The following is a 20,365-nucleotide window of genomic DNA, read 5'->3' as shown; positions in this document are numbered from 1 at the left end:
GGATACATATGGCAAAACACCTCGCTGATACAACCGTCCTGGCCAACGGTGTGAAAATGCCCTGGCTCGGTTTGGGGGTATGGAAAGTACAAGAAGGCTCCGAAGTGGAAAATGCGGTCAAAGAAGCGATTAAATTGGGTTATCGCAGCATTGATACCGCGGCGGCTTACCAAAATGAAGAAGGTGTGGGCAAGGCGATTAAAGAATCCGGTGTAAACCGCGAAGATTTATTTGTGACCACAAAAGTGTGGAACGCGGATCAAGGCTATGATTCCACCCTGCGGGCATTTGAAACGAGCCTGAATAAACTGGGACTGGAATATGTGGATCTGTACCTGGTGCATTGGCCGGTAAAGGGAAAATACAAAGAAACTTGGAAAGCGCTGGAGAAGTTGTATAAAGAAGGCCGCGTACGGGCCATCGGTGTCAGCAACTTCCAAGTGCATCATTTAAAAGATTTGCTGGCAGATTGTGAAGTAAAACCGATGGTAAACCAAGTGGAGTTTCATCCGTACTTGACGCAAAAAGAGCTGCGCGCCTTCTGCAAGGAAGAGCAGATTCAGCTGGAAGCCTGGAGCCCGCTGATGCAAGGGGAAGTGGTAAATGTGCCGGAAATAAAAGAGCTGGCTGAAAAATACGGGAAAACTCCGGCGCAAATCGTCTTGCGGTGGGATCTTCAGCACGGCGTCGTCACGATTCCAAAATCGGTCAAAGCACATCGGATTAAGGAAAATGCCGACGTGTTCGATTTTGAATTGTCAGCGGAAGATATGGCTAAACTGGACGCTCTCAACAAAGATCATCGCTTCGGACCCGACCCGGACAATTTCAATTTCTGAGTCCCGCTTAAAAACCCCGGTATTGTACCGGGGTTTTTACATGATTTCCATCCAGTAACCCTTTTGCCAGCACAACATGGCACTCCGGTTTTCCGGTGACAGGATCAGCGAGGTGCCGTTTCCTTTCGCCCGGATGTTGCAGCTGTGAATGCAAAATGGCTTTGTGGACAGCGAGATCAGGGTCAGGGTTTGTCCTTCGATAATTCCGTCGGGAAGGGCATTTGCTCCGGAATCTTCCATCCGTCCCGAAAAAGTCAAGGAAAGGCCGTTTCCTCTCAAAAATATGTCTTCATAGGTTAATGACCACCCGGATTTCAAGTCTGTCAAGGAACATTCCTGATCTGAACGGACGTGACCGAGCGACCCGGCCAGACCCTTTTTCACATCCGGTTTGGGTATTGCGCCGAAAAGTGTAAGGTTGGGAGAATCCGTGACGGTTAATCCGTCGATGGAGAAAAGGCGGTATCCTCCCACAGCGTTTCCCTCGATCAGATATTTCTCGATATGATGCACGGTCAGATCGCGGATCAGGAGATTTTTGCCGGTTCCATGCTGAATATACAGGGCAGAGAAACAATGGCTCAGGGTGACGTTTTGCAGGTGGATGCTGTCGGAGGGGGAGAGTTGTCTTGAGGGGCCGGTATGGGCGAGAATAATTCCTCGTCTCAGCCCTTCCCCGCGAATCCCCTCCAGTGTCATATCCACTCCGACGGGCAAAAGGCGGATGGCGCCGTTATCCTGACCGGGGGTATAGGAACCGCCTTCGCCATAACGGGCGAGAAAGTTGGAGATTCGTCCGGAGACGGGGCATTTGAACCAAACCCCGAAACCATAACCGGCCAAATCGGATGGATTTCGATCCCGATGCCATCGGCAATCCAAAATTTGGATGTTGTGATGGAAAAGAGAGAAAGGATCCGGGACGCCTTGGGATTCGGCGACGAATCCGGAGGAGCGGGACCGGATGGCTTGACATTGCCGGAAGGTGATATCGGAACACCATCCGTTGTGGGAGATCAGAAAGGAGACTCCTTGTCCCTCATAATCGGTGACGTTTTCGACCAAAGCATCGAATGTTCCTTCCAAATCAACCGAATGGCGCATCTTCCAGGTAATTCCGTCCCGGATGATCACATGGTTGTTTCCGCCGTAAAACTGGATTCCATACCCCTGTCCCGAGCCGATCTGTTGCGGATTGCGCAGGTGAAAGCGCTCCACCGTAACGTAAAGGCTGCGCCGCACCTGGATGCCCGATTCAACGCTGCGTTCCCCGTCCAGGCCGCTGACGCGAAAATGGCGCATATGCTTGGCCCAGATTCCAAAACCGCAGACGGCTCCTTCTTTCAAGCGATAGCGGAAGTTTTCGACAGTCACATGGTCCAGCGGTTCGATTTTTACCAGGTTTCGCCCGGTTTTGGATATGGTTTTGGGCAGGCGGACGAAATCTTTCAGCACGATTTCCGTATGTTTTTCCGCAGGCTGAACCGCCGCGATTTCATGGGTTTCTGCATTGACTTCCGCCTGATGGTCCGAGTGGCGGCAGGTATCGTCAACAAGGAGGATCATGTCGCCGGTCTGTAAATCACATGCGCTGCCTGCGATCATCACACTGCGGTCACCGCGTGCGGCCGGAGCAGCCAGAACGTAGCCGCACGGGCTTTCCTTCCCCGCATATTTCAAAAGATAGCGGGTGGATGTGTCGGTTGCTTCCAACAGCGCCACTCCTTCAAAGCGGAGGGATACGGCTTTGCCGATCTCAATTTCCTTCACGAAATAATGACCGTCGGGGATGATGAGCAAGCCACCGTCCGGAACAGCCTCGATTGCCCGGCGAAAGCGGGGGGTATCGTCGCTTTCCCCTTCGCATCGCGGAAACTGGTCCAGATGGCAGATCCGTCTGATTGAGTCTGCTTCCATATACTCACCCCTGTCTTGACAGTTATATAAGTATATTGGTGAAAAGAAGGGGTAATCCTCTCACGGAAAGCGATCGTGTCCCGTCGGTGATAAAAGTGGAGTAAAATCGGGAGGGGAGTGGAAATCACTTTAAGAAGCAGCGGGGAAAGATCCTGGGGAAGCGGGAAAAATTTCTCATCTGTGTTATGCCATAGCCGGCCGCATTTCAGCACGGCCAAAAGCAGACTTTGAAATTCCTGAGAAATAATTTGACCGTCTTATCCTCCTTGGCAGACGCTGTTTTTATTAAAAAAGAGGGATGATTACGATGAAAGCACTCAGCCGGATATTTCGTTTTCTTTCATTGCTCGGACGTTCTTTTGGGCATTCACGTTATGGACATTAATTTTTCATTTTGCGGCAAAAGGGATCAGGAAATATGAATCAAGGTAATTAGATAGAGGCTTTGACATAGCTTGCTCGGTCAACGCCCCTGACCGCGGCTCTGACTAGTGACAATAGATGTGCTAACAAATCCCTCTTTGCTCCAATCAATACATTGCGGTAGGAGGATGGTTAAACTCCGGCAGACTAATTGTCGGGGCTTTCTCATTGTATGCAATAGTCAGATAATATTAAAATCAATAGTAGACTTTTCTGGCAGTTGTTGTTTCTGCAATGGTTGGAATACCAGATTAACCATTGTTGAGGATTCAGGCGGGCTGTACGATGACGGTGCTCCAGCTTGCCAAAAGGGTATAGAGTGCTGAAAACTTCGACCGCTGACAATGCGAAGCGTTGGAATACAGGGCGAGGGAGAAAGCGATTTTAAGGATCAGAAGGGGAACGGGGATAATCCTAAAAGAGTGTGAAGAAAACCAAGGTTGGAGGTAGTATTATGGAGATGCTTAAAAAACAGAATGTTATCATTATTATGTCCGTACTTAATATTTTGAGTGGGCTTATGTTGCTTGGATCTTCAGTCTTCGTCTTATTCGGCGATGACATTTTCAAAGAAAGTGTGGCTGAAGCATCAAAAGCTTATGCGGCATTTTTCTGGGTTGCACTTTTTTATACAATAGTGACTCTGTATTATTCGCTCCCCAAACAAATAAAAGTATATACTAACGTATGTGGATGGATTTTTACCGTTTTGGGCCTTTTCTGTATATGGGTTGCCGTTCATGACTGGTCAAACGGCTTGGCAAATGGAGATGATCCTCTTACTGTTCTTTTTATTCCAGGATTTATCTTTATTTTCATAGGGTTATTGTGTCTAATATCCCGAATTGATCTGAAAGAGAGTAAGAGCGGGTAATTCTTTTCCCATCCTCTGCCGTCCGCTCTGCGGATTTTCCCGTCAGCTTCAGATTCTATCTCAAGGCGGGCAATCATGTTTGTCCGGTAATTGTATATTATCCTGTTTCTGGATTGGGAGAATACTTGAAATGAAAAGGTGAGGAAATGCTTGTGATACTTGAATTGAGTCAAAGAAAAGATTTGTTTGATGAAGCTGTCGGTGTATTTTGGAAACAATGGGGAAATAAACGAAACTACAAGTTTTATCAAGATTGTATGTTTCATTCGTGCCAGACTGAAGATGAAATCCCCAGATTTTACGTTGCGCTGCAGAACGAATCGATTATTGGCACATACGCGTTAATCCGAAACGATCTTAACAGTCGTCAAGATCTATACCCTTGGCTTGCTTGTCTATACGTCGATCAGGAGCACAGAGGGAAAAGAATGGGTTCCCGCCTTCTTGAACATGCCGTTCAAGAGACTTATAAAAAAGGATATGAGAAACTTTATTTAGCTACTGATCTGGAAGGTTATTATGAAAAATATGGGTGGACTCATATAACAGAAGCATATGGTATTCATGGCGGGTCAATAAAGGTATACGAAAAATCGACAAAGCAACATCGTAGCTTAACAAAATGACTTCAAGGCAAGTCTCTTTTCTGTTTTTTGACCAATTGAGAATAAAATCGCTCTACACCTGCCACTGCCCTTGAAAAGGAGGCTACCCAATTGCCTGGGTAGCCTGTTTGTTTCGGGGTGATTTGGTTCTGTGCGCAATTCTTTATTCGTATCGACAATCAATTTTATGTCAAGCTGATGAATATCACGAAAGAAAAAATTGGAATCAATATTTAATCTGACGTATGCCGGTTGCCGTCCAAATGGATCTGGAATTTCTGGATGCGAAAGGGTTATTCCGCTTATCTCCGTTTGAAACCGGATGTTTTGTCTGTATATTGAGATAACTTCAACTGGATTTGCCATCAGAATTCTTAAGTTCAACGCGAACCTGGTTTCCAATAACATGTGCTTGGATGCGGCTGTAGGAAGGCCGTTTTTGTCTTTGCCACGACTCCCGCCAACTGATCAAGACGTTTGTATGCCTCTGGTCTGTGGCGAGCAATCGATGATGACTTAAAGAGATCAATGCAAACCCTGCCTGACTGCTATAACCGATGAAACTCCCGTGCTCCGGATGGTTCGCAGTAGTCAGACCGTCGGGAGATATCGCCAGTAAGTACGCCCGAAGGTCATCGCCGACTTCTGGAAAAGGAGGAGTTGCCGGATTCAGATGGAGAAAGCGATTAACCCAATTGGAATCAAAGGATTTTTTCATCCATGATGAACTGACCCACCACGGATTCTCTCCTTCTCCCGCCCAATGAGCATGAATCGAAGCACCGAAAAACTTCTCCGGTGTTTTTTCAGTCATGGCAATGAAGGAGCCGGGAATCACATCATCTGCTTTAAGTTCACCGTTCACTTTTATCAACCGGACTACGACATTGGTGTCCGCTATCGGAAGCACTTGGAATGGAGATACGATCCAACCTCCTTCTTTCAATTGATGTTTCCACGCTTCCGGAAGTTGATCGGGGGTTGTCCAAGCCACAATACGATCATACGGGGCATCAGCTTCCCAGCCTTTTCGCCCATCCTGTGTTTCGAATTGCACATGATGTATATTTTGCTTTTTAAACATCTGACGAGCACGAGCAGTGAGTTCAGGTTCAACATCAACTGAGACAACCCTGCCATTGGAACCTGCAAGGGAGGCTAACAGAGCGGTACTATATCCCGAACCGGTTCCGATCTCCAACACTCGTTGCCCGTTTTGTACATCTAACAATTCAAGGCTGGCACGGATTGCATCATCAGATGAAATCTGTGGAATCAGGCTCCCGTCCTCCTTTCGTACAAACTTTTCACGGTTTACGCGCTCAAACGCTTCCGCAATCGTAGTCATTTTGTTCCTCCTCTGTGCCGGTCTGGATGAACCGATGATATGATCTTTTTCACGTTTCATTTTGAATTCCTCTATTTTTTGTCGGAATCACAAATATAAGAAGCGGGTCGTTGCTCTGCGATGTGGAAGAGGGAGGAGAGGGGGATTGCAGGATTTTTTTCCTTTGGTGAAATGGGAATGGGGGTGGAAAGGGCGGGATCAAACAGAGACTGCCGGCAGCCGCGTTTTTGCAAGAGAAAAGTAGCTAAGATGAAAATTGCGGTTTCTTAAATTGGATTTGATCACAGGGGTGGATGATGGAGAAGGGGTGATTGAATCATGCCGGGAGCCCGAAGAGGGAAATTGCCGAGAACATGAAACCGGCTTGCAAGGAAGCAGGGCGTGATCCTTTGGGGAAGAGCACGCCCTGCTGCAAACGCGATCACATCGTTGATGTGGAAAACGGCTCGGTTAACCGGGATGCTTGCGCATAAATTCCAGGGCAAAACGGTTAATCAACAGTCGTCCAATGATTTTTTCTTTATTTCTTGATGACGGCCTTTTCCTGATTGACCAGCCGCGGCAATTCCCGGGCGTAATCTCCATGGGCGATTCCGTTTTCCGTAATGATGGCGGTGATATATTCGTGGGGAGTGACATCAAAGGCCGGGTTAAATACTTTGACCCCCTCCGGGGCAATGCGTTTACCGCCGAAATGGGTTACCTCCTCCGGATTGCGTTCCTCGATGGGGATCTCTTCTCCGGAAGGTGTTTTTAAATCGATGGTTGATGTCGGCGCGGCCACATAAAACGGAATATTTAAGGCCCGGGCTTGCAGCGCCAATCCGAATGTGCCGATCTTATTGGCCGTATCCCCGTTGGCGGCGACCCGGTCGCATCCGACGATCACTGCCGAAATCCCCTTTGTTCTCATCGTGTGGGCGGACATGTTGTCAGTGATCAGAGTTACGTCGATCCCCGCCTGAAGCAGTTCCCAGGTGGTCAGCCTTCCTCCTTGCAAAAGAGGACGTGTTTCGCAGGCATAAGCGGAAAGTTGTTTGCCGTATTCCTTTGCCAGGTGCATCGGGGCAAGTGCCGTACCGTATCGTGCGGTGGCGATGGCTCCGGCATTGCAGATGGTCAGAATGGTATCGCCATCCTTTAGCAACTCCAGCGCATGTTCGCCGATTTTGCGGCAAACCGCTTCATCTTCCTGTTGGATTTGCATGGCTTCGTTTTCGATGGCCTGAACCGCCTCGGGTACGGATGAAGCCTTTTTCGCTGCTGCCGTGACCCTCTCCAGCGCCCAGAACAAATTGACGGCAGTGGGACGGGAGCTGGCCAGAAAGCGGTGCTCCTGCTCCAGTTTGACCAGGAAATCGGAAAAGTTGAGGCCGGGGAAGCGGTTGGCCCATACCGCCAGCCCGAAGGCGGCCGCCATCCCGATCGCCGGCGCCCCGCGCACTTTCAGGGCATGAATGCATTCCCACACCTCTTTTGTTGTCGTGCAGCGGATAAAATGCTGTTGCTGTGGGAGAAGGGTTTGATCGAGAATGAGAACATGATCCCGCCTGTATTCGACAGATAAAACCGTTGTCATCAGATTCCTCCTTTCAGCGCGGCGATGAACGATTCAACATCGGGGAGCTGATTGCGCCGTTTGATTAAAGAGGAGCCGAGGCGCAGCGCACGCCGTTTCAATTCAATTTGGACACCCTGGTCTTCAATCGAGTCCAGATCAGCGACATGGGCCAGCCCGATGGTGCGCCGAATGATCTCACATCCGGCAAAGCCGATGGCATCTGTCCATGTTTGCTGCAAAAAGTCGTTGAGCGTCCCCGGGACTTTGGTATAGGTTTCCGTTCCTTTGTTTTTCCACAGTTCACTGAATTGTTCGGCGAAATGGTGCCAGGTATCGCGGATCACGCTGAACAGCCATTCCTGGTAATCAGACCGGGCGCCCGGCTCTTTTGTGTGATAATTGTGCGAAAGGGCGCTCAGGGCGAGGTTGGCAAAAAAGTGCCCATGATCAAAGCCGGCCGGACCGTAATAGGCAAATTCAGGATCAATCATCTTCGTTGATTCACCGGTGACGAAAATGCTGCCCGAATGCAGATCGCCATGAACTAGTACTTCTGCCCGGGTGAGGAAGGCGAGTTTCAGTTGGGCCACTTCCCGTTTCAGTTCCTGATCTCCCCACAGTGCTTCAGCATCCGGTCTCAGCTCATCGGGGAAATCGTTGGTTTCATGATCGAAAAACGGGTCGGTGAACACGAGGTCCTCCGTGATTTTGCACAAATCCGGGTTGATAAAGGATTGAACCAGTGCTTTTTTTGCAAAGGGATGCAGATAGAAATCACTTGTATGAAAAAGGGTTTGTGCCAGGAAGGTGCCGACGTGTTCGGCCAATTTCGGATATTGATTGCCCGCGATCAGCCCTTTACGCAGAATGGTGTGATCCGACAAATCCTCCATTACCGTAACGGCCAGTTCGGCATTGCTGTACAGCACTTTCGGCACCAAATCAGGTACAAACTCTGCCGCTTTTTTGAGCGCTTCGCTTTCGATGCGGGCCCGGTCGAGAGAGAGAGGCCAGCTCTCGCCGACAACTTTTGCATAGGGAAGCGCTTGCTTGACGATCAGCGACTTTCCGCTGGCCGGTTCAGTCAGATGAAAAACAAGATTTAAATTTCCATCCCCGATTTCTTTTACTCTCAATTCTCCTTCACCGGTGAAAAATCGCAAGGGTTCGATGATTTTGACGACAGTTTCTTCCGTCAGGGTTTGATAGCCGGTTGTTGCCGGTGCGCTCATCATGAATCAGCTCCTGTCACTCGGGTTTCCGATGGGGCAATAAAAAAGAGCCCCTTTTGTTTAAGAGGCTCGGAATTTTCACTCCAAGCCTCTCATCTTGCAAAAACGCGTAAGGGCGTTTCGCTGGAATTAGCACCGTGCCTTGCGCGGTTTCCCGCGGCCCCAGACTGCGTGCTGGTGCCCCATCTCACGATGGCATTACGGTCGGTTGCTGGGCTTCATCGGGCCAAATCCCTCCACCTGCTCTTGATAAGAGACTTTTATGTTATGAAATTTTTGTATCCGCATGGAATTCGGTTGATTCGTAATCGAATAATACACGCTCTGCCGGTGAATGTCAATCCGTAAATGATGAGCCTGCCGACAAATTCTGACTGTCACTCTTTCGTATACAATTCCGGACGACGATCGCTGAAAATCGGGATGCGCGAGCGGACCTCCGCCACTTGCTCGGGATCGATTTCCGCATACAGGATCGTTTCTTCGCTTCCCGCTTCGGCGATGATCTTGCCCCATGGGTCGCTCACGAGCGAATGGCCGGCAAAAACATTGTTCGGGTCGCTTCCGGCACGGTTGCAGGCGATCACAAACCATTGATTTTCGATGGCGCGGGTGAGCAGCAGTTGCCGCCAGTGATCCAGGCGCGCCTGTGGCCATTCGGCCGGCACAAAGAGCAGTTCAGCTCCGCTTAAGGCCGCTGTTCTCGTCCATTCGGGGAAGCGGATATCGTAACAGATCACGCCAGCACAAGGAAGATCGCCGAGGGTAAATAGTCCCGGCCGGCTTCCCGCCTGCAGATAGCGATCTTCTTCCATCAGGCCGAACAGGTGTGCCTTGCTGTATTCACCGGCTTGGATGCCTTGTTTGTCAAAGGCGTACAGGGTATTGTAAAAGCCGGAAGCGGTTTTTTTGGCGACCGAGCCGGCGACGATGTGAACCTGGTGTTTTTTGGAGAGATCCTGTAGCAGCGTTTTCGTTTCCGTGCCGTCAGGATCGGCGATTTCATCGAGGCGGGACAGGTCGTACCCCGTATTCCACAGTTCGGGAAGAACGATGATATCGGCTTTATGCGAGGCGGCTTCACCGATTTTTTGAATCACTTTCTGCCGGTTCGCTTCGGGATTTCCAAAAGAAATATCCATCTGAATCAAAGCGAGTTGAAGACGCATAAGGTTTCCCCCAAAAATGTTTTGACAGATTTTAATCAAACATATACCATAACTCTATTGAATTTCAAGAACATTTGCGAGAGATTGGAAGTGAGGCAGTTGAAGCAATTTGAAGTCTCTGATGCGCTCAAGCGTTTGCCGCAACAATTTTTCGCCAAATTGACCGGGAAAGCGAGGGCTTTTGTTGCGGCCGGTCATGATGTGATCAATCTGGGGCAGGGAAATCCCGATCTCCCCACACCTCCCCATATCGTCGAAGCGCTGAAACGCGCGGCGGACAATCCTGAATATCATAAATATTCTCCTTTCCGCGGCTATGATTTTCTCAAAGAAGCGGTGGCCGCTTTTTACAAACGGGAATACGGCGTCGATCTCGACCCGGTGAAGGAAGTGGCCGTTCTGTTCGGCGGCAAAGCGGGTCTGGTCGAAATCAGCCAATGCGTGCTCAATCCCGGAGATGTGGCGCTGGTGCCTGATCCCGGTTATCCCGATTATTGGTCCGGGATTGCGATGGCCGGGGCGGAGATGGCCAAAATGCCACTGATCGCGGAACATGATTTTCTGCCCGATTACGCGTTCATCCCCGAAGAAACGCTGAACCGGGCCAAGCTGCTTTTTCTCAATTATCCCAATAACCCGACTGGCGCTTCGGCCACACCCGAATTTTTTCAGGAAACGGTTCGTCTGGCGGAGAAGCACGGCATTTGTGTGGTTCACGATTTCGCTTATGCGGCGATCGGTTTTGACGGCGTAAAGCCGCCGAGCTTTTTAAGCATTCCGGGTGCAAAAGAGGTGGGCATTGAGATATACACCTTGAGCAAAACGTATAACATGGCCGGATGGCGGGTTGGGTTTGCCGTGGGAAATGCCCAAGTGATCGAAGCGATCAACCTCATTCAGGATCATTTTTATTGCAGTCTGTTCGGCGCCGTTCAGGAAGCGGCGAAAGCTGCTCTCTTGGGGCCGCAAACTTGTGTGAGCGAGCTGGCATCCACCTATGAACGGCGGCGAAATGCCTTTATTGGACGGCTGCGGGAAAACGGCTGGGAGGTGAAAGCGCCGAGCGGTTCCTTCTTCTGCTGGTTGCCGGTGCCGAATAGCCTTTCCTCCGAACAGTTTGCCGACAGCTTGTTGAATGAAGCCCATGTGGTGGTGGCTCCGGGGATCGGCTTTGGTGAGCACGGGGAAGGATACGTGCGAATCGGGCTCCTGGCGCCGGAAGAGCGTTTGATCGAAGCGGCAGATCGGATTGCCAAGTTGTCTTTGTTTGAAAAGAGATTGACAGCCAAAGAATAACCTGTCATAATATAAAGCAAAAATGAAAATTGGAACGGAATTTTTTATTTTCTCTTATCAAGAGCCGGTGGAGGGACAAGCCCGATGAAACCCAGCAACCGACCGTAATGCCATCGTGAGATGGGGCACCAGCATACGTCTGGGGCCGCGGGAAAACCGCGCAAGGCACGGTGCTAATTCTTGCCAGCGTAAGCTGAAAGATGAGAGGAAGGGCGGTACCGTAATGAAAAAGCCTCTTCCTCCGCGGGAGAGGTTTTTTTATTTGGTCCCGGTGTAGGAGCGATTTTGCAAGGTTCTTTTGCAGCCGGGAACCGCCATAGGATGATATTTGGAGCAGGATTTATTCACATAGAAGTTGTCCGTTTGCGAACGTTCCAAAAATTTTTGCGCAGGAGATGAAAAGAGTGAGTCAAATCATTGCGACCTATCTCGTTCACGACCGCAAAGGGGAGTGGGAGAAAAAAGCGGAAGGCATTGCCCTTGGGCTGACGGTCGGCTCGTGGACCAACTTGCCGCAAATCGAGCAAGAGCAGTTAAAACGGCACAAGGGTAATGTGATTGGGATTACGGAGCTGCCGGAAGAGGAACGGGTGAACGGTTATTTTGGCGAAAGCCGGAAGCGCGCCCTGCTCAAAATCGCCTATCCAGCGGCCAATTTCAGTCCGGATCTGCCAGCGATTCTGACGACGGTATTTGGAAAATTGTCGCTGGACGGAGAAGTCAAACTAATTGACCTCGATTTTTCTGAAGAGCTGCTTCAGGCATTTCCCGGACCGAAGTACGGGGTTGAAGGAATCAGGGAAAGGCTCGGCGTTTATGGCCGGCCGCTGACGATGAGCATCTTTAAAGCCGTCATCGGCCGCGATCTGGATTATTTCCAAAACCAGCTCCGGGAGCAGGCTCTTGGCGGCGTCGATCTGGTCAAAGATGATGAAATTCTCTTTGACAATTCCCTTACCCCGTTTGAAAAGCGAATTGAAACAGCTGTGAGGGTATTGCTGGATACGGAAGAGGAAACGGGCGAAAAAACGCTGTACGCGGTCAATCTGACCGGCCGCACGTACGAATTGAAAGAGAAAGCCAGGCGCGCCGTTGAATTGGGAGCCAGTGCGCTGTTGTTCAACGTCTTTGCTTATGGTCTCGATGTATTGCAAGCACTGGCGGAAGATCCGCAGATCACGGTTCCGATCATGGCGCACCCCGCTGTATCCGGCGCATTGACCCCGTCGGAGTTTTACGGTTTTGAACATGCTCTGTTAATGGGCAAATTGCTCCGTCTGGCCGGTGCCGATCTCGTGCTGTTTCCGTCTCCTTACGGAAGCGTCGCGCTGCCGAAGGAAAAAGCCCTTGGGATTGCGAGTGAATTAACTGGCAACTGGGAAGGAGTGAAAAAAGCCTTTCCCGTACCGTCAGCGGGTATCCATCCGGGAATGGTCCCGGCGCTCATCCAGGATTTTGGCATCGACAGCGTGATCAATGCCGGAGGCGGTGTCCACGGGCATCCGGGCGGTGCAGAGGCGGGCGGAAAAGCTTTTCGCCAGGCGGTGGACGCTGTTTTGAACGGTAAAACCCTGGAGAAAGCCGCGAAAACGGAGACGGAACTGGCACAGGCGCTGGAATTGTGGGGGAATGTGGTGAAAAAATGAAGAAACCGGTTATTTTCTGTGATTTTGACGGAACCGTCACCGAGACGGATAACATTATCGCGATCATGAAGCAATTTGCCCCGCCTGGCTGGGAGCAAATCAAAGATGATGTGCTCAGCAAACGGGTCTCGATCCGGCAGGGAGTGGGAGAGATGTTTGCCCTCCTCCCCTCCGGCCTCAAGCAGGAGATCATCTCCTTTGTGCAGCGAACAGCAAGGATTCGCGCAGGATTCCAGGAGTTCGTCGATTATACCCGCGAGCGGGGGATCCCTCTCTTTATCGTCAGCGGCGGGATCGACTTTTTCGTTTATCCCATGCTCGAAGGGTTGGTGGAAAAGGAGCAGATCTACTGCAACGGCAGCGATTTTTCCGGCGAAACGATTCAAATCCGCTGGCCCCATCCCTGTGATGACACCTGCCATAATGATTGCGGCCTCTGCAAACCGGCGATTCTCAAAAAGTTTGCCGGTGACCGGTATCAGCGGATCGTGATCGGGGATTCGATCACGGATCTGGAAGCTGCGAAAATGGCCGATCACGTATTTGCCCGGGATTTTTTGCAGGAGAAATGTGAAGAGGAAGGGTTGGCTTATACGCCGTTTGCCTCTTTTTTTGATATTCGTGACGCCCTGGCCGGAAAGGAGGTAATCGCGTGAGCAACTTGCTGAAGCGATGGAACGAGCTGGCCGAGATCAAAGATGAGCTGGCGGCAAGGGACTGGTTTCCGGGAACCAGCGGCAATCTCTCCATCAAGGTGAGCGATTCTCCGTTTTCCTGCCTGGTTACGGCCAGCGGAAAAGATAAGCGCAAGCGCACCGACGAAGACTTTTTGCTGGTCGGCGCAGATGGAACCCCGTTGGAAGAGACCCCGCTGAAACCGTCGGCCGAAACGGGGATTCATCTGGAAATTTACCGGTTGACCGATGCCGGTTGCATCCTGCATGTTCATACGGTGGATAACAATGTGATCTCCGCGTTGTATGCGGAACAAGGAGAAATCACCTTTCGCGGGCAGGAGCTGATCAAAGCGTTTGGCATCTGGGAAGAAGACGGTGAGCTGACGGTGCCGATTGTGGAAAATCACGCAGATCTGAAGCGATTGGCCAAAGAGGTCGGGCGTGTTATCACACCGCAGACAAAAGCAGTGCTGATTCGCAATCACGGCATTACTGTCTGGGGTGAAAATGGATTTGCCGCCAAAAAGCATTTGGAGGCTTTGGAATTTTTGTTTTCATATCAGTTGAAAATGGCTATTTTGGGCAGATTGTCGTCTGATCCGGAGTTTATGAAAACCATTCATGCATAGGGGGAAACATCATGGCAGAATTGCGCTTCCACGACAATAACGAACGCCTGTCTGATCCGGCAGAAGTGAGCCGCTATTTGAACGGGCAAGGAGTGATTTACGAACGTTGGGACATTTCCAAATTGCCCGCCCACCTCAGTGAAAAATATAACCTCTCCGATGAGGAAAAAGCGGAGATCATTCAAACTTTCCGCGCGGAGATAGACGAGTTGTCCAAGCGGCGCGGTTACATCACCGAAGATATCGTGGCCTTGTCCCCGGAAACGCCAAACTTGGAACAACTCCTGCAAAATTTCAAGAAAGAACACCATCATCCCGACGATGAAGTTCGCTTCATTGTCAGCGGACATGGCATTTTTGCCATCCAGGGACCAAATGGCCGTTATTTTGATGTGGAGCTGGAGCCGGGCGATCTCATTTCCGTTCCCGAGGGTTACCGCCATTACTTTACCTTGATGGAGGACAGGAAAGTGGTGGCTGTCCGGATTTTCAAAACGAAAGAAGGATGGGTGCCGATTTACGAGAAAGAGTAAAAACACCCGTGTTTGATCAGAGAAAAAAACCCGTATTTCACAGGCAGATTAGCCAAGAAGTACGGGTTTTCGACATGGATTAAATGGGAATGGCGGAACCGAAGATCTCGTAGTGCATATCGGTATCTTTTACGCCCAATTGGCCGAGGAGCGATTTGACCACTTTCATGAAGGGAACGGGACCGCAGAAGTAGAAATCGGCTTCCGGTGAAGGAATCAGCGATCTCAGCCAGTCCAGATCAAGATAGCCTTCCTTGTCAAAGTTTTTCAGGCGGCGGTCCTCATCGCTCGGCTGCTCATAGCAGACAAAATAGCGGATGTTGTCATGTTGCTCGGCCAGATTTCGCAAATGGTCTTTCATTGCATGAACCCGGCTGTTCAGGGCGGCATGAATAAAGGTGACCGGGACGTCGTGTCTGCGCTCTGCCAGGGTGTTCAGCATGCTGACCAGCGGAGTGAGGCCGACGCCGCCGCTGATGAGAACCACCGGGCGGTTTTCTTTTTCCTGCAAAACAAAGTCTCCGGCCGGAGCGCTGATCATGAGAGAATCCCCTTCATGGATCCGGTTGTGCAAAAAGGTGGAAACAATGCCGGCGGGAAACTGATCATTTCCGTCTTCCCGTTTCACACTGATCCGGTAATAAGGTTTGCTTGGAGAATCAGATAAACTGTACTGGCGAATATGCGTGATCTTTTCTCCCGGGATGTCCATTTTCACGCTGATATACTGTCCGGGTTGAAAGGAGCAGATGGCTTTCCCGTCCTTGGGCACAAGATAAAAAGAAGTGATCACATCGCTCTCTTTTTCTTTTTTGTCGATCACAAACTCGCGGAAGCCGGTCCAACCTCCGGGCTGCTGCAGAAGTTCTTCCGCTAGTTGAGTCTCAATCCGAATAAACTGATCAGCCAAAAAGCTGTAGACTTCAGCCCAGGCATTGAGAATTTCCGGTGTCGCCTTTTCTCCCAAAACTTCTTTAATCGCCGCGAGCAGATTTTCACCGACAATCGGGTATTGTTCCGGTTTTACGTCAAGACTGCGATGCTTATGGGCGATGCGGGTGATCGCCGGGGCAATCGCTTCAAGGTTTTGCAAATGCATGGCGGCACTCATGACCATTTCCGCCAGCGCTTTTTGCTGTTGTTTTTGTTTTTGATGGGTCTGATTAAAGAGATTCAGTAGTTCCGGATGGTTACTGAATAATTTTTGGTAAAAAACGGTGGTGATTTTTTCACCGTGTTGTTTCAAAAACGGAACGCTTTCCATGACAAGACGCATGGAGGCCGGATTTAGCGTTGTCAGTTGGGCCATACTCCATTCACTCCTGTTGTTTTAGTGTAATTTTATTATGAATTTAAGAATGAAGAGGGTGCTGTGATTTCAATCACATCGAATTTGGCAAATAAGTGAACGGGAAGGAGATGGCACGGTTGTGTTTGCGGAAAAAATTCAGACTTTTCCGATAGAGGAGCTGTTTTGTTTGGGGAATGGACGGGTCGGCCGGTTACGGATTCCGTCGTCCGCAGAAAGATCGACTGTTCCCGATCAGTAATTGATGTGAATCGAAGGGGGGCAACGGAGCGGTGCCTGGCTCGTGCCTTTAAGGCAAAGGCACATAAAAAGGTACGGGAAAGAAAATACCCATACCCCAAAAATGGTTAAATATTTCGTATTTGGGTTCGTTCCTTGTCAGCAAAACCTCCCCAGGGAAGAGGGTGTTTTTTTTCGCCGACAAAGAGCCGATGGTCCAGTTTGACATGGTGCAGTTTGTGCAAGCAATCCCAGCAAACCAGGATATTTTTCCCTTCATATTGCATAAACGCTTCATATTTGGCCGCTTTTTCATGGCAGTGTTCACACAGATAGCCTCTCGTTTTTTTCATGCTTCTTTCCTCCTTTACCCAATGTTTGTTTTCCAGTGATCAAATAAGGATCGAACTTGACGGGGCTTGTTCTCCTCAGATCAAAATCCTGAAAACAACGGTCAATTTATTAATATTTTCTTCATTCCCTTTCTTCTGTTTTCCGAAACCTTTTTTCTTCAAGTCAGGTAAACAAGTGTTGAACGGGATCTGTGATAAGATAATATTAAACTACCGATTTTTATTTTTGGCAACCCAGCAGAGGAGTGGCTTTAATATGAAAAAACGAATCGAGAAAATTTCAGCATGGCTGAAACGGCAAAACGCTGACTTGGCTTTTATTCATTCACCACACAGCGTTTTTTATTTGAGCGGGTTCATGTGTAATCCGCATGAACGCCTGATGGGGATCTTCGTTTTTCCGGAAGCGAACCCGCTGCTCGTTTGTCCCCGGCTGGAGGAAGAAAATGCCCGTCAGTCAGGATGGGCGCATCAGATTCTCGCTTATGATGATGCGGAAAATCCGTGGGAAAGAATCCGGGAGCAATTGGTGAGATGTTCGGTCGGGGAAGGGGCAGTCGTCGCGGTGGAAAAAGATCATCTTTCCGTTGCCCGGGCGGAACAATTGCAGCAAGTGATTCCGCGGATGGAGCTCTGTCCGGTTGATGAATACTTAAATGAATTGCGCGTCCTGAAAGATGAAACGGAGATTGCCATTTTGCAGAAAGCTGCCAAATTGGCCGATGAAGCGGTTGCGGTCGGAATCGACGCCTTGAAGCCGGGCATTACCGAGATGGAAGTGGTGGCAGAAATCGAATTGGCCATGAAGAAAAAAGGGGTACAGGCGATGTCTTTTGCCACGACGGTTCTGTTTGGGGAAAAATCAGCCCTGCCACATGGAACTCCGGGTTTGCGTCCCTTAAAAAGAGGTGAGCTCGTTCTGTTCGATCTGGGGGTTGTTGTCGACGGCTACTGTTCCGACATTACCCGCACTGTCGCCTTCGGGCCGATCGATGAAAAACAGAAGGAGATCTACCATACTGTATTGGAAGCGGAAACGGCTGCCATCGCCGCGTGCAAACCGGGAGTCCGGCTTGGCGATCTGGATTTGGTTGCGCGCAGGGTGATTGAGGAAGCGGGGTATGGCCAGTATTTTACCCATCGCCTCGGTCACGGTCTGGGAATCGATGTGCATGAGTTTCCCTCGATTCATCAGGCCAATGATCAAGTCCTGCAGGCCGGAATGGTCTTTACCATCGAGCCGGGGATTTATTTGCCGGGTTCAGGCGGCGTTCGCATTGAAGATGATGTGGTGATTACCGAAGAGGGCTGTCAGGTATTGACCCATTATCCGAAAGAACTGATCCAATTGTAATCCCAAACGCGGAAGGTGGTGCTGCGAAGGAAGAAGCACTGCCTCCCGCGTTTTGTTTCCCAAACCGTCACTCGCTTTTCAACGGTTGTTCACCTGAAAATTGCTTTTTCAGGTTAAAATAAAAACAGATCCTTTGATCATAAAACGACAAAAATTACATAGACGAGGAAGTGAGAGCGTGCCACGCCATCATTTTCACTTGAAGGCAACATGGAAGGGAGGCCGGAATGGTACCGGAACGATTGCCGCCGGCAATTTGCAACAACAAATCTCGATCCCCAAGGAGATGGACGGCCCGGGGGTGGGAACCAACCCGGATGAAATGCTCATCGGGGCTGCGGCGACTTGCTATCTGATCACCCTGGCAGCCATCATCGAGCGCAAACAGTTGCCGGTGACCAAACTCTCCCTGGAAACGGAGGGCATTGTCAAAGTCGAGAACAAGTTTACTTTTGAAAAAATTATTCACCGCCCGCATTTATTGGTGAAGAAAGAAGCGACAGAAAAAGAATGGGAAATGATCCGCCACGCCACGGAGATGGCCGAGCGCTCCTGCATGATTTCCAACGCGCTTCGGGGAAATGTGGAACTTGCTGTGGAAGCGGAATTCGAAACTTGCGAATAATTTTTCGGATATGAATGGGCATTGGGCTCCGGCTGATGCCTGTTTTTATTACAGGGAGTGGACTTATGCTGCATACGGTTCTACATTATTTACAGAGTTTCGGTGTCTGGGGATTATTCGGTTCCACGGCGATTGAAGCGACTTCCGTTCCGTTCCCGGGCGCTTTGTTTCTCTTGATTTATGGATATCTGATGCCGATCGGCACGTGGCAGCTGGTGTTGCTCAGTGCGGTAAACAGCCTGATTTATGCACTGTTTTCCTTGATTCCTTATTATATCGGCATGAAGATCGGGAAATTGTCAAAAAAGAAATTGGATCCCCAAAAAATTGAAAAGGCGCAACACTGGTTTCAAAAATACGGAGATTGGAGCATCGCTTTATCGCGACCCACCGGCTTTGGAAATTATATGTCCTACATCTGCGGATTGAGCAATATTTCGATTTGTCGTTATCTCGTGTTCACCTTCATCGGAGTTTTTCCTTGGAATACATTACTTTTGTTTATCGGCCGTCAGGGGAACCTGGAAACGATCCAGAAATTTCTCCAGCTGCTGAAACAAGGAGGAACAATTGCCTTGATCGTCTTTGTTTTGGCATGCAGTGGCTGGATTTTCGCCAAGAAGATCCGGATGGGAAAGGGAGAGTCATCCCCTTATTGACGGGGAGAATACAAGCTGGCGGAGCCGGTCTGAGAATATGAGAGGTAAAGGGAATCCCATTGCCCGGAGAAGGGGGCAATGGGATTTGTAGTGTTGAAGCACTGATGCCCGGTTTGCAGTCAGGACGAAAGAGTTCACCCGGATCAACGGAACTGATCATCGGCCGATTCCCATCCCATTGCCTGCTTTCTTGCTGTTGCCCGGTATTCCGGGTAAAATCGGAAATGATAATATGGAGTGGAGGCAATGAGATGAAAGAACGTTACGTACTGAAACGAATTGGCGAACCTTTGGAAGATAAGGGGTACAATGTGGTGGACAGCGAAGCGGACGAGGTGATCGCATGGTTTCAATATCTGGCCGACGCAGATCTTTTTATCGCGGTTCTGCAAGAAAAAGAGCGGCAGGAACAAGAAAAAGCGAAACAGTAACGGGGCGCATTTTGATTCCGGGCTGACACAAGCGGTTTTGTCTTGCTTTTACAACGGAGTAAAGCCTATGATATAGTAACGACGAGTTTGATCATGGACGGTGTAGCCTGTGTTTCGATCCCTGATACCCGATTTGTATGCCAATTCGATTTACCATATCGATTTGGATGAGTTAAAGGCGCGTGGGATCAAAGCGGTCATTGTCGATTTGGACAATACGCTGGTGGAATCAAACCGCCCTGATGCCACGCCGAAATTGGTAACATGGTTGAATGAAGTGCGAAAACTCGGATTCAAGGTGATGATTGTATCCAACAACAACAAGACGCGCGTGTCCCGGTTCGCGATTCCCTTAAAGGTTCCTTACATCCATGCGGCCCGAAAACCGTTGTCCCTCTCTTTTCTCAAAGCGATGAGGATGTTGGGGGTTTCCAAAGAGGAAACGGTTGTGATCGGGGATCAGCTGTTGACCGATGTGCTTGGCGGAAACCGCGTCGGGCTTTATACGATTTTGGTGGTGCCCGTTTCTGAAGTGGAAGGATTCTTCACCAAGCTGAACCGGCGGGTGGAACGCTTCGTATTCCGCTGGATGGAAAGAAAAGGGCTTTTGAACTGGGATCAGACTTGAGACAAGCGGACAGAAGGTTGAAAGGAAGGTTTGTGACA

The 20,365-nt window shown here is 49.8% G+C and carries 21 protein-coding genes and 2 riboswitches; of the genes, 14 read left to right on the top strand and 7 right to left on the bottom strand.

Annotation, left to right across the window (positions count from 1 at the left end):
- Positions 1–8 precede the first annotated feature (8 nt).
- Entirely contained in the window at positions 9–839 is an 831-nt protein-coding gene (locus JG50_RS0114380; protein WP_033101790.1) for an aldo/keto reductase, read from the top strand.
- A gap of 36 nt (positions 840–875) precedes the next feature.
- Here the strand turns inward: JG50_RS0114380 and JG50_RS0114375 are convergent, their stop codons facing one another.
- Positions 876–2,756: a right-handed parallel beta-helix repeat-containing protein gene (locus JG50_RS0114375; RefSeq protein WP_033101789.1), complete on the bottom strand. Its 1,881-nt coding sequence runs from the start codon at positions 2,754–2,756 to the stop codon at positions 876–878.
- A gap of 877 nt (positions 2,757–3,633) precedes the next feature.
- Between JG50_RS0114375 and JG50_RS0114370 the strand changes: the two genes are divergently transcribed.
- Together JG50_RS0114370 and JG50_RS0114365 are read left to right on the top strand one after the other, a co-directional pair.
- Positions 3,634–4,053 carry a hypothetical protein gene (locus tag JG50_RS0114370; RefSeq protein ID WP_033101788.1) on the top strand — a complete coding sequence of 140 codons (420 nt, stop codon included), beginning with the start codon at positions 3,634–3,636 and terminating at the stop codon, positions 4,051–4,053.
- Positions 4,054–4,199: 146 nt separating this feature from the next.
- Positions 4,200–4,679, top strand: coding sequence for a GNAT family N-acetyltransferase (locus JG50_RS0114365; protein ID WP_033101787.1), 480 nt, complete (start codon positions 4,200–4,202; stop codon positions 4,677–4,679).
- A gap of 328 nt (positions 4,680–5,007) precedes the next feature.
- Here the strand turns inward: JG50_RS0114365 and JG50_RS18985 are convergent, their stop codons facing one another.
- Positions 5,008–6,066 (bottom strand): protein-L-isoaspartate O-methyltransferase family protein, encoded by a 1,059-nt coding sequence (locus tag JG50_RS18985; RefSeq protein ID WP_052154356.1) that lies wholly within the window; start codon positions 6,064–6,066, stop codon positions 5,008–5,010.
- Between the two features lie 251 nt (positions 6,067–6,317).
- Between JG50_RS18985 and JG50_RS20195 the strand changes: the two genes are divergently transcribed.
- Positions 6,318–6,479 (top strand): hypothetical protein, encoded by a 162-nt coding sequence (locus tag JG50_RS20195; RefSeq protein WP_160173888.1) that lies wholly within the window; start codon positions 6,318–6,320, stop codon positions 6,477–6,479.
- A gap of 47 nt (positions 6,480–6,526) precedes the next feature.
- Here the strand turns inward: JG50_RS20195 and mtnA are convergent, their stop codons facing one another.
- From mtnA to JG50_RS0114345, 3 genes are all read right to left on the bottom strand, one after another.
- Positions 6,527–7,585, bottom strand: coding sequence for an S-methyl-5-thioribose-1-phosphate isomerase (gene mtnA / locus JG50_RS0114355; protein ID WP_033101786.1), 1,059 nt, complete (start codon positions 7,583–7,585; stop codon positions 6,527–6,529).
- Positions 7,585–8,799 (bottom strand): S-methyl-5-thioribose kinase, encoded by a 1,215-nt coding sequence (mtnK, locus tag JG50_RS0114350; RefSeq protein ID WP_033101826.1) that lies wholly within the window; start codon positions 8,797–8,799, stop codon positions 7,585–7,587. The genes mtnA and mtnK overlap by 1 nt, the downstream gene beginning before the upstream one ends.
- A gap of 89 nt (positions 8,800–8,888) precedes the next feature.
- Positions 8,889–9,055, bottom strand: a riboswitch (SAM riboswitch).
- A gap of 121 nt (positions 9,056–9,176) precedes the next feature.
- Positions 9,177–9,968 carry a carbon-nitrogen family hydrolase gene (locus tag JG50_RS0114345; RefSeq protein ID WP_033101785.1) on the bottom strand — a complete coding sequence of 264 codons (792 nt, stop codon included), beginning with the start codon at positions 9,966–9,968 and terminating at the stop codon, positions 9,177–9,179.
- Between the two features lie 99 nt (positions 9,969–10,067).
- On the opposite strand from JG50_RS0114345, the gene JG50_RS0114340 reads away from it, so the two are divergent.
- The 5 genes from JG50_RS0114340 to JG50_RS0114320 all read left to right on the top strand — a co-directional run bounded on the left by JG50_RS0114340 (position 10,068) and on the right by JG50_RS0114320 (position 14,749).
- A complete protein-coding gene (locus tag JG50_RS0114340) occupies positions 10,068–11,264 on the top strand; it encodes a pyridoxal phosphate-dependent aminotransferase (protein ID WP_033101784.1) in 1,197 nt (398 codons plus the stop codon).
- Between the two features lie 51 nt (positions 11,265–11,315).
- Positions 11,316–11,471, top strand: a riboswitch (SAM riboswitch).
- 197 nt (positions 11,472–11,668) lie between these two features.
- Positions 11,669–12,910 (top strand): 2,3-diketo-5-methylthiopentyl-1-phosphate enolase, encoded by a 1,242-nt coding sequence (locus JG50_RS0114335; RefSeq protein WP_033101783.1) that lies wholly within the window; start codon positions 11,669–11,671, stop codon positions 12,908–12,910.
- A complete protein-coding gene (locus tag JG50_RS0114330) occupies positions 12,907–13,566 on the top strand; it encodes a 2-hydroxy-3-keto-5-methylthiopentenyl-1-phosphate phosphatase (RefSeq protein WP_033101782.1) in 660 nt (219 codons plus the stop codon). The genes JG50_RS0114335 and JG50_RS0114330 overlap by 4 nt, the downstream gene beginning before the upstream one ends.
- Positions 13,563–14,216, top strand: coding sequence for a methylthioribulose 1-phosphate dehydratase (locus JG50_RS0114325; protein ID WP_033101781.1), 654 nt, complete (start codon positions 13,563–13,565; stop codon positions 14,214–14,216). Before JG50_RS0114330 ends, JG50_RS0114325 begins: the two co-directional genes overlap by 4 nt.
- An 11-nt stretch (positions 14,217–14,227) precedes the next feature.
- On the top strand, positions 14,228–14,749 hold the full coding sequence (locus JG50_RS0114320; protein ID WP_033101780.1) for a 1,2-dihydroxy-3-keto-5-methylthiopentene dioxygenase: 522 nt from the start codon (positions 14,228–14,230) through the stop codon (positions 14,747–14,749).
- A gap of 79 nt (positions 14,750–14,828) precedes the next feature.
- On the opposite strand, the gene hmpA is transcribed toward JG50_RS0114320, so the two are convergent.
- Positions 14,829–16,058: an NO-inducible flavohemoprotein gene (gene hmpA, locus JG50_RS0114315; RefSeq protein ID WP_033101779.1), complete on the bottom strand. Its 1,230-nt coding sequence runs from the start codon at positions 16,056–16,058 to the stop codon at positions 14,829–14,831.
- Positions 16,059–16,405: 347 nt separating this feature from the next.
- Complete coding sequence (locus tag JG50_RS0114310) at positions 16,406–16,630, bottom strand: hypothetical protein (RefSeq protein WP_033101778.1); 225 nt, start codon at positions 16,628–16,630, stop codon at positions 16,406–16,408.
- Positions 16,631–16,886: 256 nt separating this feature from the next.
- Here JG50_RS0114310 and JG50_RS0114305 point away from each other — a divergent pair, with 256 nt between their 5' ends.
- From JG50_RS0114305 to JG50_RS0114285, 5 genes are all read left to right on the top strand, one after another.
- Positions 16,887–17,984 (top strand): M24 family metallopeptidase, encoded by a 1,098-nt coding sequence (locus tag JG50_RS0114305; RefSeq protein WP_033101777.1) that lies wholly within the window; start codon positions 16,887–16,889, stop codon positions 17,982–17,984.
- A gap of 178 nt (positions 17,985–18,162) precedes the next feature.
- The gene (locus JG50_RS0114300) at positions 18,163–18,609 is read left to right on the top strand and encodes an OsmC family protein (protein ID WP_033101776.1); all 447 of its coding nucleotides are present in this window, start codon (positions 18,163–18,165) and stop codon (positions 18,607–18,609) included.
- Between the two features lie 65 nt (positions 18,610–18,674).
- A complete protein-coding gene (locus JG50_RS0114295) occupies positions 18,675–19,268 on the top strand; it encodes a DedA family protein (protein ID WP_052154355.1) in 594 nt (197 codons plus the stop codon).
- A 251-nt stretch (positions 19,269–19,519) separates the two neighbouring features.
- Entirely contained in the window at positions 19,520–19,699 is a 180-nt protein-coding gene (locus tag JG50_RS0114290) for a hypothetical protein (protein WP_033101775.1), read from the top strand.
- A 109-nt stretch (positions 19,700–19,808) separates the two neighbouring features.
- Positions 19,809–20,327: a YqeG family HAD IIIA-type phosphatase gene (locus tag JG50_RS0114285; RefSeq protein WP_033101774.1), complete on the top strand. Its 519-nt coding sequence runs from the start codon at positions 19,809–19,811 to the stop codon at positions 20,325–20,327.
- Positions 20,328–20,365: the final 38 nt, after the last annotated feature.

The organism is Thermoactinomyces daqus (genome assembly GCF_000763315.1).
GTDB lineage: Bacteria > Bacillota > Bacilli > Thermoactinomycetales > Thermoactinomycetaceae > Thermoactinomyces_A > Thermoactinomyces_A daqus.
This window is presented reverse-complemented; position numbering and strand designations above follow the sequence as displayed.